This is a genomic window from Pseudoalteromonas sp. SCSIO 43201 (genome assembly GCF_023716725.1).
Taxonomy (GTDB): domain Bacteria; phylum Pseudomonadota; class Gammaproteobacteria; order Enterobacterales; family Alteromonadaceae; genus Pseudoalteromonas; species Pseudoalteromonas peptidolytica.
This window is the reverse complement of the sequence record NZ_CP072684.1, coordinates 875,584-890,582: the sequence shown is the minus strand read 5'-3', so window position 1 is coordinate 890,582 and position 14,999 is coordinate 875,584. Positions and strand designations below refer to the sequence as shown.

Here is a 14,999-nt window from a genome sequence, read left to right as displayed (position 1 = left end):
GGAATGAGATTTTAGTTGGATTTATTAATTTTGAAATGTATTATAATAAATTAAAAACTTTATATAGGATATTTATGCTTTTAACTGGTTATTTCCCAAGGCTTCTTATTATTTTTATATCTTTTTTCTCGTTCTTTTCTTACGCATTAGATAAAAACCCAGATGGACTTGTAAGTTTGTGGAAGCTAGACAATGCTCAGGCTGTTATCGACTCTGTTGGTGAAAATCACGGTACATTTTACAATGGCCCTGTAACTACGCAGGGGAAAAATAATCTTGGAATAAAATTTGATGGTGTAAATGATACCGCTATTATACCTGATAGTGAAAGTTTAAACTTTGGCAATGGTGATTTTACCGTCGCGTTTTGGGTTAAAAAGCTCCAACCTACAACGAGTAATTGGAACCGATGTGCCGCAGTTAATAAGTGGCACAGCGGAGATAAGCCGGGAACAAATGAGTGGCATTTATCTATCTGTAGCGGTAGAAGCTCCAAAGGACTTACATTTGGAGTTGAAGTAGACAAGCAGTCCGTCAGCGTGAGAGATTATGAAGCGCTTACACTCAATGAGTGGTACTTTATTACAGGTGTGCGTGAAGGTGAATATATAAAATTATATAGAAACGGTGAGTTAAGAGGTACTGAGTATGTGGGGAATGGCTCAATAGCAGATACTAGCAGAAGGTTACGGTTTGCAACGTGGGAAAAGTCGACTCTATATAGTCACAGCGCATCAGTGTTGGATGATGTTCAAATATATAGTAGGGCACTCAGTGAAACTGAAATTGCTCGACTTAGTCAAGGTGGTCTTTTTGCTAAAAGCACTTTGCAACTATGCAAGAGCCAACTAGACTCAGCGGAATTGAGTATCAGTAGTCTTAGTACTCAGATTGTTAATTTAAGAAACTTATCTAACATTTTAGAAAATAAAGTGGCGTCATTAGTCAATGAAAATGACAGCCTAAATAAAACAATTTCGGAATTGACTCATACTACTCAAAATCAGCAGCAAGAAATTACAGAGCTAGAAAATAGTAATATGTTACTGTTAGAGGAGAGTGCTCAAAAAGATGTTCATATATCTACACTTAATCAAGAAATATTGAATCTAAAAGCGGAGCTCGCGGCGTTAAAAGGCGAGTAATCGGAAGCTGATGAAATAAAATAGCCGAAGATTTGTAAAAAAATGAGTTAATATCTAATTTTAGTTGCACAAACGGTGCTCATCTCATAAAAAATAAATCTGCGTGATTTAACGGGATAACCAGAAATAAGTATTTTTGGTTATCCTATTACCTACACTACTTCTACATCTAGTCTTTCTGCGAGTAATTGACGCTCATTGTTGAGGCCTCGATAATCTCTTAGTCCAGCGATTAATGCTCTTAGTAATATTGTATCTGGGTTGTTATTTTGTAATTGGTTCTCTAACAGTGTGAGGGTATGTTCAACTATTTTTCGCTTTGGTTCGGATAGCTTCAGCTTTTGCGCTTTATTTTTGAGCTGAGAAAATGCTTGCTGAACTTGTTGTTGTTGTAGCTGCTGCTTTTTCGCTTCAATTTCTTTGAGTGAAGGGAGATCTCTTTCGGTCAATACGGGCGGTAGACCCTGCTTTGGTAGCTGTGTACAGATTGAGTCTAAGCAAGATACAACCCAATTGACCAGCTTTTCAGTGTCAAAGTCAATTCCCTCGACAACCGAAAGGGAAAGGTAATTAGCGATTATTCCGTCTAACGTCATCGCCAAGTCGGTTTCCCAGCGTTGAATTTGGTCACCATACTTCTCCCTCAAAAACCCTACTTGTAAGGTCAACCAAGTCAAGCGGAATTCTTGGTAAAACATGAGTAGGCTGTGGTTCAAACTTAGAGACTCCTCTTGTAATAACAGGTTAAACATCGCCTGATATTGCTGTAAATCTTCATGTTGAAAGCGAATTTGTTGCCGCAGCTTTTCGTCGGGGGTGAGTGTGGCGTTTTTCAAAACCGTGGTTATTTTTTCCAGTAAGTTGTTGGTTTGACTTTGAAATACAGCTAATAGTAGATCTTCTTTTGACCTGAAATGCAAATAAATAGCCCCTTTTGAGATCCCTACGGAGTCGGCGATAGTTTGCATACTAAACGCACAGTCTCCTTCAGAAACCAACAGTGCTTCTGCACACTCCAAAATTAGTTTTCGCTTATCAGACATCATGCCTCCTGTAATCGTAAATAGTATACAGTCAAATTAAAAGTGACCAATAGGTCATTTTTAATTTGACTGAGATTGAAATTTGGTCAATTATGTTGCTATGAAATCAACAGGAATATATAAATATGAATAGTACAGCATCATTAATTCGATTAGTGCGTCGCACAAGGCCTAGTGGGCTGTTGTTGTCGACACTTTTTGTAGTGACCTTGATGTCTAGTCTTTTAGGATTATTAGTCCCGCTACAAACTAAAGCGCTACTAGATAAGCTGAGTGAGGCAGGGGCGTTTACCAATGAACAAGCGCTAGTTTTGCTCTCGGTACTAATAGGCTCTGCGATATTAGCTGGGGTAATGACTTATATTATGGGGAAGATAGGTAATGAGCAAAAACGCAAGTTGCGTGCAGATTTATTTAACCACATTATAGCTTTACCGATGTCATTCTTTGATAACACTCGGGCTGGAGAGCCTGCAAACCGTATCGTGAAAGATACAGAAATTATTGAAAATCTGGTGAGTGAGCAATCAGTTTCATTTCTTTCTGGTGTGGTGTCATTACTGGGGTCTTTTATTATTCTATGGTTTCTAGATTGGCAAATGACGATGGTAATGCTCGGGGCTGTTATGGTGAGCTTTATGCTGATTTTACCTTTTTCAATGAGGCTCACCATGCTTTCAAAGCACCTACAAGATACGGAAGCATCTTTGTTAGGGCGACTAACAGAGCTGTTTTCTAATATTCGACTACTCAGAACACAATGTGCTCAAGAATTTGAAATTAATCACAATAATAGCCAGTTAAATGGGCTTTATCATACCGCAATGAAAGAGCATTTCTTACTTGCTACGATTGGTTCATTAGTCAATTTGGTTATTATGGGGTCTATTGTTTTGGTACTAGGGTTTGGTGCTTCACGCGTTGCAAGTGGAGCGATGACACTTGGTGCTTTTGTCGCTTTTATCATGTTTTTATTAAATATAGTCTTACCTATGGGTCAGCTAAGTATGGTAGTCGCTGCATTCAATAAAGCAAAAGGCGCTGCTATTCGGATCAATGAGATATTGACTACTCCTTTACAAATAGAAGAGGGGGTGAAATTAAGTTTGATCAATGAGTCAATCATTGTCAGAGAGTTATCATTTGGTTACCGTGATGACAAAATGATATTTGATACATTGAATTGTAGGTTCATGGCTGGAAAAACGACAGCCATTGTTGGAGCATCTGGCGCAGGTAAGTCTACTTTGTTCGCATTGCTACAGGGCTTTTATCAGGCTAAAAGTGGATGTATCGAAGTCGCAGGTTCAAATTTGAATGAGATAGACAAAGAGAGTCTTAGATCACAAGTTGGGTATGTGGCACAAGACAGCCCACTATTGTGTGCGACAATATACGAGAACTTGGTTTATGGTGCAAAGCAACAACCAGATCCGGAGCGACTGAGGCAGGCTATTATTGATGCCGATCTCAAGCATTTTATCGATACCCTGCCAGTTGGGCTAGATACTCAAGTTGGTGAACGCGGCGTCACTCTATCAGGAGGGCAAAGGCAGCGTATTGCGTTAGCGCGAGCATTATTGAAGGAGCCAGCTGTACTTTTATTAGATGAAGCAACAGCTAATCTTGATGCACATACGGAAGCTGCTATTCAACTTGCATTACACAAAGCGCAAGCCGGCCGAACTACGATTATTGCTGCGCACCGCTTAAGTACGGTTGTAGATGCTGACAATATCTTGGTAATCCAAAATGGAAAAGTTGAATCACAAGGTAAGCATGATGAATTGATGCAAAGCAGTGAGTTTTACAGCCAACTGATAAGTAAGCAGTTCGGATTAAAAACAAACAGGGACATCACTGTAGCTTGCTCTTAAGCTGTGTACCTGTTTGTAATTAAACTGCGAATACACATCTGCCCCCTTACTATAACAAAGCCTTCGCGTTTGTTTTTGAGGGGGCATCACTCTACTTTAATATTTGGTAATTATTTTGTATTAATTTTTATTTTAGTGTTGGTTCTTTTTGGTGGTTTGTAATACAGTTAACGTGATAAACAACCTCTGCCTTAGATTAAAGTTGCTGTAGTAGGTACGGTATATTTTAACTTGAATATTTTTATGAGTTAAACAAGTTCATATTTTTCGGCTGGTTGTAAAGGGAGGAATCACCAGGAGGGTAAGTTATTTAATTGATACGTATAGGTTTGCTTATGTCTCGTAAAACTTTACACCCCAATTCACGTACATCATTACCTCTTGTGCTGCTCATGACCGTGTTGTTGTTAGTGTTTACGTTTTTGCATTTTCCTTAATGAGTAGAAGCTACCTGAAATGCCGCGTAGAGTGCACCTCCAATCGCTTTTCATCTCGATATAACTCGAGCTTTTTCAAATGTCGACGCCATAGTGAAATTAGCACATCGTTTCGGTGCCTCTATTAAACTTATACAGTTAGATACAGAACCAAACTGGAGTAAACTTGGGCGGAATACGTAGTTTACGATTCAAACCTTTGCTCCAATAAATCAACAAAACAACCTCAGCTGAGCTTGTTCCACACTTTGTAACAGTTTTTATATCGTCAAATTTAATATTTAAAACAAATGCTTATGGTTCTTTGTTAGTCGGGTAACGTAATTCAATTGTTTGGTGGTGTAATTCTGGCCGCGATAATTTGCTTATTGCTCTCAACTCGGTATAGTTTAACGCTGGCCAAATAAAGTAAACCTGAGCTTGGGTAGTAAACGTATTTTTAACACCAAACCGCCATGACAAACTGGTTGTATTGGTAGCAAACGGTGACGACTTAGTTATGCTGTCAGACTACTTGCTCAATTTGAGGGAGTAAAATTGGGGCTTACTATGTGAAAAGCTTTTTGTTTGGGACCACTAAATAGCAACTTTTACCCGAGCTTGAATGGGCATAAGTACGTTGGCGAAAGCAGCAGTGGTTTGATGTGATCAATATGCTTGCTTTACCTCAAAATAGTTTATTTAAGTAAATTGGTATAAAACGCATTTTAGTGGACGAAAGTGCTGTTTAAAGTGAGCTTTAAAAACAACGTTTTTATTACCTCTTTACCTTAATCTCAGGTTAGGAAAATATCGTCCATATTATATGGACATCATAAAATAGGCCTTAGTTTTCAGAGGCAGGTATGCAATTAATTCAGCTAAAATCAGATGATCCACAAGTAATGTCGGTGTTTTCTGAAATAGATAAGCTTATGAATAGCTTATATCCAATCGCAAGTGCACAATCTTTATCGGTGGAAGAGATCAATCAACCTAATGTCTACGCTGTAGGTTTACAAAATGATGACGGTATAGTTGCTTGTGGAGCTATCGTTAAGCAGTTTGATAAAACGCTTTATGGCGAGATTAAACGGCTGTACGTAAAGCCGAGCTATAGGGGGAAGGGGCTATCCAAACGGATTATGCAGATTTTACTTCATTACGCTGGTGAAGCGCAAATTCCACTTATTCGCTTAGAAACAGGTTCAAAGCAAACAAGTGCTATCAACTTGTATGAAACTTTAGGTTTTGAGCGTTGTGAACGTTTTGGTATGTATCGCGACAACCCACTTAGTGTGTTTATGTCGCTATCCCTAAATACTGGCAACTAAATGGTAGGAAAGTGGTTAACGTAACCGCTATTACGTTAACCATGTTGTCAATGCTACTTAAACTAAAGCTCCGTATTTGGCGTGGTTTTTATGGCTTTGATTTTTGCATGAAGATAGTGACTTCAGCCATGACAATCCCAAACTTTTCGATATAAGAGCGATTAATGAGTGTTGATTGGTCGAATGACCACATCCAATCATCAAATTTAACCTCATAGCTCGTGTCTCCAACAGGGAGATCCATTCTGTATTGCCAATTCATGGCGTTGCCAAATGTACCACCGGTTGCTTTATCAAGAATATCACCAGCAACACCGGAATATTGATTATCAGCTTCTTTACTAATGGTCCAAACTCTTGTTTTTACACCGTCCCCGAGTAGGTACTCAAAATATTCGTCGAGTACGAGCTGGCCGCTGTTATTGATTGAGCCTTTGATATCTACGGTGAACTGTTGTACTAAATTTCCATCTCTGTCTTGAACTATGCCCCAGGCCTTTACATCTCCTAAAAAGAAGTCATAAGGGTCAAATTTTGGCGTCAGTGAGGTGTATTTAGCCCCCTCAATTCCTGTACTACATGCGGTTAAAAACAATATTATCAGTGAACTGAAAATTAAACGCATAACTATCTCCTTAGGCCTAACAGCTCGTTGCGCATTTGCGGCTCTGTGGTTTTTTCACCGAGCCAGATATTAAAAAACCAGGTGGTAAAAGCTGGATCTTTGACTTCGCCTATCAATTCGTTGTTGTGATAGAACAGAGTATGGTCTTGTGCTGTTTTAATTCCAAGAAGCACCGTTTCATCTTTCACATCAGGGAATATATTGTTCATTATTGTGAGCCACTGATCACCGAGCTCAGCATCATTAAAGCCTTGTTTTTGCATTTCTTCGAGAGAACGTTTGGCAATGTCTTCACCATTTAATGAGCGAAGGTACTGCAACTTGAGCGCGAATGGTTGGGTGGCAGAAAAGTTACCTTGGGTAGCAAAAAGACTCGCGTCATACACATCCCAAAAAAGATATGTCATGCGACTAGTTTGACCAACTTGTTTTGGGTTTTCGATAAAGTTTGCTATTACATTTTCACTGGCAGTGGCTAACTTGCTAAGTAGCAGCAACAAAGTAAAAAGGATCGTCCTTCGCATTGATTTTCTCCAATTTCAACAATGCTTACCTTTACGTATGAAAGTGCTGCTTTGTTCACTTTGGTTGCTTGTCTCATTGTTATCTTTTCATATTATTTGTTAAGCTGGGTGAAACCTGATTATTGGAGTAACAATGAACATCTCTATTCGCCCTGCCAAAATCACAGATGCAGAAACCATCTTACACTTTATCAATGAGCTGGCTGCGTATGAAAAAGAGCCTGATGCTGTATTGAATACCGTAGCTGAAATTGAAGATAAGCTATTTGGCGCAGATGCCAGAGCACACAGTGTGATCTGCGAGTCAGAAGGGGTCGCTATCGGCTTTGCTGTTTACTTTTTTAATTACTCTACATGGCTCGGTAAACACGGCTTATATCTCGAAGATTTGTATGTCTCTCAAGATAAACGTGGCAGTGGGGCAGGTAAAGGGATCATGAAGTATTTAGCACAGTTAGCGTTAGAGAAAGGGTGCGGTCGTTTTGAATGGGTAGTACTTGATTGGAATAAGCCGTCAATAGACTTTTATGAGAGTATCGGTGCTAAAGCCCAGAGTGAATGGATTATTTATCGTTTATCAGGACAGGCGTTGCTCGATTTTGCAAAAGACGAATAGTCTGGGGGCTGGACAAGTTGTGCTCTCTTTCACGGGCATCTTATATTATACCAATTTGACTTAATACCTGCTCAATTTGAGGTTGTAAACATTGCGTTAACCAAGTTAAAGGTTTCTTATTTAGAACAACTAAATAGCAAAATTTTTGCCTTGCCTACAGGACGTAGGTGCCTCGGCGTGAGCAGGACGCGGAAGCGGTGTTATCGACAAGATTTTCTCGCCTCAAAATAGACCACTTAATTAAAATAATTGGTATTAAGTAACCTGAGCTGCGGATAATTAAATGCCTTTCTAGCAGTCAGTGCCTGCTGATACATTGGCCAGAGAGGACGTGGTATTTCCCCTAAAACTCTCTGGCTAGACAAGGAGAAGAATGAAGATGTGCTGCAGAAGCAATAAGCTAAAACATTCCTCATCCAGTCTTAGGTTAAATAAAATACAATGAGTGTTCTGATATTTTTTACGGATCACCAGACCAACTTAGAGACTCTCAGTTAGGTGAAGCCGTTAATGTTTATGCCGTGTCTCAGTGTTTATCGACATGGCCTAAGTCACGTGAAGGGTCTAACAAATCACGAACCTTTCGTTTTAGTATTTTGGCTTCAGGAAAACCACCATCAGCTTTACGGCACCAAATTAATGTATTGTCGTAATAGATTTCAAATACGCCTTTACTCGCAGGAACCAAGGCAACTTGCTGAAGGTCGTCAGAAAAAGTTGATAGCAGCTCTTGGGCTAGCCATGTTGCTCTGAGCATCCATTGACAGAGCACGCAGTAGTGAATAGTGATAGTGGGTTTATTCATAGTTGACTTTACTTCTGATTGTTTGTGTATGTGCCTGTGCTGGGAGTTGCATTGAGGCTGGCTTGGGTAAGTTTACCAGACTCCCTGTTGAGCGTCACAAACAATACTAGGATGAACGTGAGGTAAAGTGAGCAGTAACATAATTTTTATCAATATAGATTGACTAGCAGCTTAATCACACCTTGAGTTATGTAACACATTAAATTGCAGGAAAGTAAAAAGTATGAGATGAAAATAATAATGTCGAGAAAAAAACGGGGGGACTCCCCCCGCAATTATCCAGGGAGACCTCAATGTTAAGGTCAAACTATAAGTTACGGAAAATTTACATGTTAACAACCCATTTGTGTTGAGCTGTGGTCAAATCGTGACGAATGTTGCTAATTTAGTGATTATTTTTATAATTAATTAATCTTTTTGTTAGGTTAGCGTTCCATTCGCTCCTAGTACTGAACTCGCCTTGAATCGCCGAGCGCTGAGCCAAGGTAAGCGCCGGATGCCATATTGAAAAAATAAGGACGATACGGTCTTTGTCGCCACCATTATGTGCCATGTGTAAGTACGAGTCGTCAAATATCGTAAGAGAGCTGTCCTGCCATAGTACACGTTCGCCATTGACTTCTAAGTAACACGCGTCTGGTATATCAATTGCCAAGTGAACGGTCAAACTATGATTAGAAAGTCCATAGTGTGGTGTAATTGTCTGTCCTTTTGCTAACTTTGAATAGAATACTTCATAAGGTGTATTGGTTAGGCCGTAGCATGGCACATTCTCTAGTGCTTGCTTTAACTTTGGAAACTGACTAGAGATTGCATGGTTTTCGCTACCATCTTTAAACAGAGAAAGCGCTTGCCAATTATCGCTATTAGCGAGCTTTGGAAATTCATTTTCATATATTTTGCCGGATAAATAAGGGGTTAAATGCGAAGAAAGCGATTGAATTGCATGTTTATACTCAGTAATTATGTCGGGCACACAATCCATAAACTCCTGATACCAAGAAAATGTTTCAGCAGGCCATATAGGTCGAGCATCGAGATCCGTTACATAGAACAAATGTGGTGCTTGAGGTGTTGTAAAGGGAGTGCTGGAGTATTGTACCCATCTGGCCGCTCTGTAGCCTTTGGGGACAGCGAGGTTACGCTCCATACACTGCCAAGCGTTTTTAAAGCGTTCTACCGTTTGTGGCGTCATATTCTTTGGAAGCTGTAGTTGTTTAAAATTGCCAGTTAACCTCTCACACAGTGCGTAACAAATTAACGCTGTATGTTCTTCGCCCCGTTGCTCGAGTAAATTGCCAAGATATAAGTACAGTAAATAATTGTTTGGTGCGAGTTCAAGGCATTGAAAATAGGCAGCTTCACTTTCTTTGAAAGCCTCGATTTGCTCTAGAATCACGGCGACACGATAGCATAACTCAGCATTGTCTTGATGCTGTGATAGTAAGCTACCTAATAGTGCTGGCCACTTAGTTTGTGGTTCAAGATTTAAAATCGGCTTTAGCAGAGCGTCGATGTTGAGCGTTTGAGCAGGCTTAGTTGTCATTAAAATATTATCTCTGTATTAATTTTTTAAAATGCCAATATCAAGAGGTAGCGTCATGCGATAACTACTGTCTGTTGCTTGGAAAGGTTGCGTCCCATGCCAAAAATAAGAAGGGAAAATAACAATCTGGCCTCGCCTCGGTTTGACCGATTTGAATGGCGGAAAATCATATGGTGGCGCCAATGGTGGGCGGCCAAATTCAATGAGACCGCTGTTACTATCGTCTTCGGGTGTATTGATGTATAGCACGACGCTTATCCAACCTGCAGGGTGAATATGGCTAACATGAAACCCCTGCTCACTGAGCTTAACAGACCAAGAGCCTGTAATTTTTCTCTCACTATGCAAATGAGCTAGAAAAGGATGATCTTGCTCTGCACTTAGCTGGTTAAGGCACCTATCGACATCGGCTAATAATTGTGTTTTAGTTTTTGCAATAATATCGATGTCTCTATTTAGGAGGCCTCCCGATATTTGCGAACCGTTGACCAAGGTCTGCTCACTGGGAGCTTGCTTTCCCTGATGAAGCGCAATTAGGCAAGCTTCAAGCTCTTGTAAGAAGGTTTCATTGCTGTCATAACCCTTTGGCGCTGATAGGGTTGTGGTAAGTACAAAGTTTGGATCGCATAAATGCTGGTGCTTCTGCTCGTCCGTTGCCCGATAAAGCACGCTCAGCCAAGCAAGCGCAAGTTGTGAGTCTGGCCGCTGTTTGAGTACATTTAAAAGTAATTGATTAGCGACATCAAAATTTCCCAACTGCAGCGCAAATTTAGCTTGCTCACATAATCGGTCATGCTCAGGTGTTATTTTGTTGGCGTTATCTAAGTGTTGAAAGGCATCATCAAAACGCTCTTCTTTGGCAGCTAAGCGACCCAGAAGTGTCTGCATTAGAGATGATGAAGAAGCAAACCCTGAATTTGTTATACAAGCTTTACATGCTTGATATTGGTTAGTATTCCAATACAGCTCTGCTAAACACTCCTTCAGTTCACGTTTGTTATCTGTCGCCGTATACAACGCTTCCTTTATACTTATCGCAAATAGTTCATGCTGACCATTTTGCCAATAAAGCTCATTGAGTGCTTTGTGCACTGTCGTATTATATGGTGTTACTTTTAAGGCATGTTGGTAGGCTTGTTGTGCAAGCTGAAATTGACCGTTGGCAAAATAGCAATCGCCTAGGTTGTACAGTGGCTCATATTGCTCTGGCGCGTGTGTGTGTACAAACTGAAAACATTGGATAGCCAACTCAAACTTTGTCTGTAACTTGTAACATAAACCAAGATTATGAATGGCTCGAAAAGCTACTGGTGCATCTTGTGGTACCGCTAAGTAGCACTTTATCGCTTCATTAAGGTTATCTTGGGCTTTGTGTATGTCTCCAAGGATTTTCGTAAACTGTCCACTACGGTCGGCACCTTGGCCTTTCATAGCCCATTTTTCAGCAGCTGAGAACTTATTTTGCTCAAGATAAAGTAGTGCAAGGTTTTTTATTGTTTCTTGGTGTGTGGGCTGGTTGCTCGCTATTTGTAAATAATGCGCTTCGGCTTGAGTATATTGGGCCGATAACCAGTAGCATTTAGCAATATGGCTTAGGATTTCTGATTTTTGGGGGGATAACTTATACGCGGTGCTTAAAGATGAAATAGCTAGAGGCCAGTTTTCTTGGGCTTTATGACAAATACCAATAAGGTAGTGAATGTCTGGGTGGTTGGAATGGGCAAATTTTTCAAGCATAAATAAAGCCTGACTTGGCTGATTTGCTTGAATGTGATTGAGCGCGTTTTTCAGCGTGGTGTTCATTTCATTCGTTTGCATTTGTATTGTTGTTATTTTAAAAGTCGTTTCGGCACGCAAAATAGGTGAATTCGCCACACATTAGTACAGCGGCTTTCCCTGTTGTAACTACCTCAGCCAATTTACACATTAGGATTAGCCTCAGCTCAAGGTTGATTAACTAACTTCTTACCCCGAAAACAGGCTACATAAGAAATTAATGAATCTAAAAGAGTATTGCTTCTTCGTATTGACTAGAGCGTTAGCATAGTTGGAATAAACCAACAGCTTTAAAAATAAGCGTGAAGAAAAGTTAGGCTCATGTCAATATGCTTAAGTTTAAATCAAATAATGAAAAAGGGAGCCTTAGCTCCCTTCAATACATTACGTTCTGGTTAGAATGTGTAAACCGCACTCATGAAGTAACGAGGGCCGATTACATCATACAGCTCAGGGAAGGTATTCGCTTGTTGCTGAGCATCACCTAGTGGTGTTGGCTCAGTGTCTAGCACGTTTTTAATACCAAATGTTGCTTGAACATTGTCGCTGAAGTGATAGCTGGCACTCAGATCGACATACCATTCGGCTTTTGACACAGGTACAATGGTATTTGTACCCGTATCTTCATCCACTTCGCTCATGTAGCGAACTAGCGCCGACAGGCTTAAATCACCAGATGTCCACGTGAAGCGGTTATTACTCTGGAATTCTGGGCGAGGTACAAGACAGGTGTTACCGAACTTACCTTCACAATAAACAGTATCGGTAAAGCCTACACTAGCAGTTTGGAAGTACTCGTCAAGAATAGTGTTCTTAGAGTTAATGTTCAGCACCGAGCCATTATTACCGATGCCAAAACCAAGCTCAGTTGTCCAGTTAAAGTTAATGTCATAACCTTTAGTACCTAGCTCTGCAATGTTAGCATTTAGCGCTGTTACTAAGTCAACATTACCGTCAGGACGACGTACGATTGCTTTACAGAATTCTGAGTTAGGATCTTTAAGCTGGTTGTAACAAACATCTAGAATGTTATTTACACCACCACCTAACACATCAATTGCATCATCTATCGTGATATCGAAGTAATCAATTGTTACGTCAAAATTTTCAGTTGGCGTAATAACGAGACCTAGCGTAACCGTTTCAGAAGTTTCTTCTTTAAGGTCTGGATTACCACCAAAGCTACCTTCAATTTGCGCATTTGCTTGTTCAAATACACCTACTTGAGATGCAGCAACACCGTGCGCTTCACATAGTGCTCTGTCTGTTTGACCTTCTACGAAGCCATCAACACTACAAGGATCAGTTGCACTTGGGAAGCCGTTAGCTGCACCTTGGAATAGTTCAGAAATATTTGGTGCACGTACTGACTCTTGATAACCTGCACGGAATGACACGTACTCGTTTACCGTCCAGTTAATGGTTGTCGCAAATGAGGAAGCGTTGCCAATGTTAGAGTAATCAGAAACACGACCTGCAAACCATAGTGTAATATCATCAGCAAACGCAGCATCAGTAACTAACGGAATATCAATTTCTGTGAAAATTTCATCGACACTGTAGTTACCTACAGTCGGTTCACCAGCGTTGAAGCCTAGTACATCACCAGATGCCAAAAACTCATCTGGACGGAAACTTGAGTCATCAAAGCGGCTCTCATAACCAATTACAAAGCCTACAGGCATATCCGCAGATGGAACTGTGAATGGCAATTCACCAGCAATATCAAAGTGGAAAATTTCTTGCTTGATATTTGTGACGTTAGATGCACCAACATTAACGAAATCAATGGCTGCTTGCGAAATATTACCTTCACCAAAAATATTTATTGGTGCACAGCCACCAGACGGGTCTTGACAGGCAGTACCGTCGTCAGTAACTAAAATCGCTTGTCTGAATCGAGACTCAGAAACGTCATTATTTAAAAGGTTCGAGCGGTCAAGCTCTGAGCGGCTATAATAAGCGTTATATGCCCAATCGCCGATAAAGCCATCAACACCAACTAATAAACGCATGGCGTTACGTGTGTCAATTACTTGTCTAGGACCGTTTTCAACCATACGACGGCCGATAGTTGCAAAAGTGAAGTTACCATTTGCGTCTAACTGGCTGATCATGTTGCCTGTTGGTTCGCCTTCATCATCAAGCTCAGGGACCAAAGCTTTCATTGCGGCTTGTACATCAGCACCAAAGAATGGACTATCAGGGTTGACTACAAGATTGTTTACAAAAGCTGGTGTAGGTGCTAGTTGCGAAGGTACCTCATTACGGATGAAGGACAGTTCACTGTATAAACGTGTATCGTCGTTCACGTAATAATGTGCAAAGGAGTTAAGCGTTAAACGCTCTTGAGGCAACTGAAGGTAGTTATCTGGTGCATAGTTGAATGCGTCTGCTGATGTGTAAGGTAAGCCTTCGCCATTTGGACCAAAACGTCCTAATGTATCACCATTAGGTAAAGTTGGGCCTGCAAATATACGAGTGCCAGGAATACCTGATGAACCACCAGGAACTAAGCCATTTTCACCTTCCGTTAGTGTTACACTGGTAAAGTCTCTATCACCTTGGAAAATAGATTCGCGCTTTGCGTAACCGATATATACTGTTGCATTGCCCTTATCGTCTGCAAAATTACCACCAATAGTTAGGTCAGTGTTGAATTTTTCACCATCACCTTCTTCTGTGATGTCATACAGCGCTGAAATTTCAGCACCTTCAAAATCGTCTTTCAAACGGAAGTTTACAACACCAGCAAGTGCGTCAGAACCGTATACCGCACCAGCACCACCGGTAATAATATCTACACCCTCAATCAAAGAAGCAGGAATGGTGTTTAAGTCAACTACCCCTGTTTGTGTTGCTGGAACCCAGCGGCGACCATTTACCAAAACCAAGGTACGCTCATCACCCAGACCACGCAAGTCAACTCGAGCGGTACCATCACCAGGGTTATTGGAACTTGGTCCAAAAGAAGGTACAGTTAGCGGCAGCTCAGCAAGCTTCTGTTCGACGTTGAGGTTTCCAGACATAGCAAACTCTGTACCGTCTAATTCGATAACCGGTGTCTTAGCTGTTAACGCCACACGTTGAATACGAGAGCCCGTAATCGAAATTCTTTCTACTTCTTCTACTGCACCGTCGTTTGCTTCTTCTGCTGATGCTTGCAAGCCTAAGCTTCCGCCTATCAGACACGCAGAAGTGATAAGCATGCTCACTTTAGAACGCTTAAATTGCTTCATGATATCCCCTGATTAGTATGTTTTGTTTTTGATACCTCTGTTGAGCTTGCAAA

At 40.7% G+C, this 14,999-nt stretch carries 11 protein-coding genes; 4 read left to right on the top strand and 7 right to left on the bottom strand.

Features of this window, described 5'->3' with window-relative positions; all coding sequences use genetic code 11:
* Positions 1 to 74: 74 nt before the first annotated feature.
* Positions 75 to 1,145 (top strand): LamG domain-containing protein, encoded by a 1,071-nt coding sequence (locus J8Z24_RS20410; protein ID WP_176032660.1) that lies wholly within the window; start codon positions 75 to 77, stop codon positions 1,143 to 1,145.
* A gap of 152 nt (positions 1,146 to 1,297) precedes the next feature.
* On the opposite strand, the gene J8Z24_RS20405 is transcribed toward J8Z24_RS20410, so the two are convergent.
* A complete protein-coding gene (locus J8Z24_RS20405; protein WP_176032661.1) occupies positions 1,298 to 2,188 on the bottom strand; it encodes a TetR/AcrR family transcriptional regulator in 891 nt (296 codons plus the stop codon).
* A gap of 125 nt (positions 2,189 to 2,313) precedes the next feature.
* On the opposite strand from J8Z24_RS20405, the gene J8Z24_RS20400 reads away from it, so the two are divergent.
* Together J8Z24_RS20400 and J8Z24_RS20395 are read left to right on the top strand one after the other, a co-directional pair.
* Complete coding sequence (locus J8Z24_RS20400) at positions 2,314 to 4,065, top strand: ABC transporter ATP-binding protein (RefSeq protein WP_252095754.1); 1,752 nt, start codon at positions 2,314 to 2,316, stop codon at positions 4,063 to 4,065.
* 1,282 nt (positions 4,066 to 5,347) lie between these two features.
* Positions 5,348 to 5,815, top strand: a complete 468-nt coding sequence (locus J8Z24_RS20395) for a GNAT family N-acetyltransferase (protein ID WP_125252546.1) — start codon at positions 5,348 to 5,350, stop codon at positions 5,813 to 5,815.
* 88 nt (positions 5,816 to 5,903) lie between these two features.
* Here J8Z24_RS20395 and J8Z24_RS20390 read toward each other — a convergent pair whose 3' ends face one another.
* Positions 5,904 to 6,440: a DUF3833 domain-containing protein gene (locus J8Z24_RS20390; protein ID WP_147391280.1), complete on the bottom strand. Its 537-nt coding sequence runs from the start codon at positions 6,438 to 6,440 to the stop codon at positions 5,904 to 5,906.
* A gap of 2 nt (positions 6,441 to 6,442) precedes the next feature.
* Positions 6,443 to 6,964 carry a chalcone isomerase family protein gene (locus tag J8Z24_RS20385; RefSeq protein WP_176032663.1) on the bottom strand — a complete coding sequence of 174 codons (522 nt, stop codon included), beginning with the start codon at positions 6,962 to 6,964 and terminating at the stop codon, positions 6,443 to 6,445.
* Between the two features lie 133 nt (positions 6,965 to 7,097).
* On the opposite strand from J8Z24_RS20385, the gene J8Z24_RS20380 reads away from it, so the two are divergent.
* Positions 7,098 to 7,580, top strand: a complete 483-nt coding sequence (locus tag J8Z24_RS20380) for a GNAT family N-acetyltransferase (RefSeq protein WP_176032664.1) — start codon at positions 7,098 to 7,100, stop codon at positions 7,578 to 7,580.
* Between the two features lie 526 nt (positions 7,581 to 8,106).
* On the opposite strand, the gene J8Z24_RS20375 is transcribed toward J8Z24_RS20380, so the two are convergent.
* The 4 genes from J8Z24_RS20375 to J8Z24_RS20360 all read right to left on the bottom strand — a co-directional run bounded on the left by J8Z24_RS20375 (position 8,107) and on the right by J8Z24_RS20360 (position 14,946).
* A complete protein-coding gene (locus J8Z24_RS20375; protein ID WP_125252550.1) occupies positions 8,107 to 8,385 on the bottom strand; it encodes an Rdx family protein in 279 nt (92 codons plus the stop codon).
* Positions 8,386 to 8,770: 385 nt separating this feature from the next.
* On the bottom strand, positions 8,771 to 9,931 hold the full coding sequence (locus J8Z24_RS20370) for an aspartyl/asparaginyl beta-hydroxylase domain-containing protein (RefSeq protein WP_252095753.1): 1,161 nt from the start codon (positions 9,929 to 9,931) through the stop codon (positions 8,771 to 8,773).
* 18 nt (positions 9,932 to 9,949) lie between these two features.
* Entirely contained in the window at positions 9,950 to 11,749 is a 1,800-nt protein-coding gene (locus tag J8Z24_RS20365; protein WP_252095752.1) for a tetratricopeptide repeat protein, read from the bottom strand.
* A 353-nt stretch (positions 11,750 to 12,102) separates the two neighbouring features.
* Complete coding sequence (locus J8Z24_RS20360) at positions 12,103 to 14,946, bottom strand: TonB-dependent receptor plug domain-containing protein (RefSeq protein ID WP_128731479.1); 2,844 nt, start codon at positions 14,944 to 14,946, stop codon at positions 12,103 to 12,105.
* Between the last annotated feature and the right edge of the window lie 53 nt (positions 14,947 to 14,999).

What these genes read in the sequence shown, in the direction of transcription:
- J8Z24_RS20410 (WP_176032660.1), top strand. Translation starts at nt 75, where the DNA reads ATGCTTTTAACTGGTTATTTCCCAAGGCTTCTTATTATTTTTATATCT.
- J8Z24_RS20405 (WP_176032661.1), bottom strand. Translation starts at nt 2,188, where the DNA reads ATGTCTGATAAGCGAAAACTAATTTTGGAGTGTGCAGAAGCACTGTTG.
- J8Z24_RS20400 (WP_252095754.1), top strand. Translation starts at nt 2,314, where the DNA reads ATGAATAGTACAGCATCATTAATTCGATTAGTGCGTCGCACAAGGCCT.
- J8Z24_RS20395 (WP_125252546.1), top strand. Translation starts at nt 5,348, where the DNA reads ATGCAATTAATTCAGCTAAAATCAGATGATCCACAAGTAATGTCGGTG.
- J8Z24_RS20390 (WP_147391280.1), bottom strand. Translation starts at nt 6,440, where the DNA reads ATGCGTTTAATTTTCAGTTCACTGATAATATTGTTTTTAACCGCATGT.
- J8Z24_RS20385 (WP_176032663.1), bottom strand. Translation starts at nt 6,964, where the DNA reads ATGCGAAGGACGATCCTTTTTACTTTGTTGCTGCTACTTAGCAAGTTA.
- J8Z24_RS20380 (WP_176032664.1), top strand. Translation starts at nt 7,098, where the DNA reads ATGAACATCTCTATTCGCCCTGCCAAAATCACAGATGCAGAAACCATC.
- J8Z24_RS20375 (WP_125252550.1), bottom strand. Translation starts at nt 8,385, where the DNA reads ATGAATAAACCCACTATCACTATTCACTACTGCGTGCTCTGTCAATGG.
- J8Z24_RS20370 (WP_252095753.1), bottom strand. Translation starts at nt 9,931, where the DNA reads ATGACAACTAAGCCTGCTCAAACGCTCAACATCGACGCTCTGCTAAAG.
- J8Z24_RS20365 (WP_252095752.1), bottom strand. Translation starts at nt 11,749, where the DNA reads ATGCAAACGAATGAAATGAACACCACGCTGAAAAACGCGCTCAATCAC.
- J8Z24_RS20360 (WP_128731479.1), bottom strand. Translation starts at nt 14,946, where the DNA reads ATGAAGCAATTTAAGCGTTCTAAAGTGAGCATGCTTATCACTTCTGCG.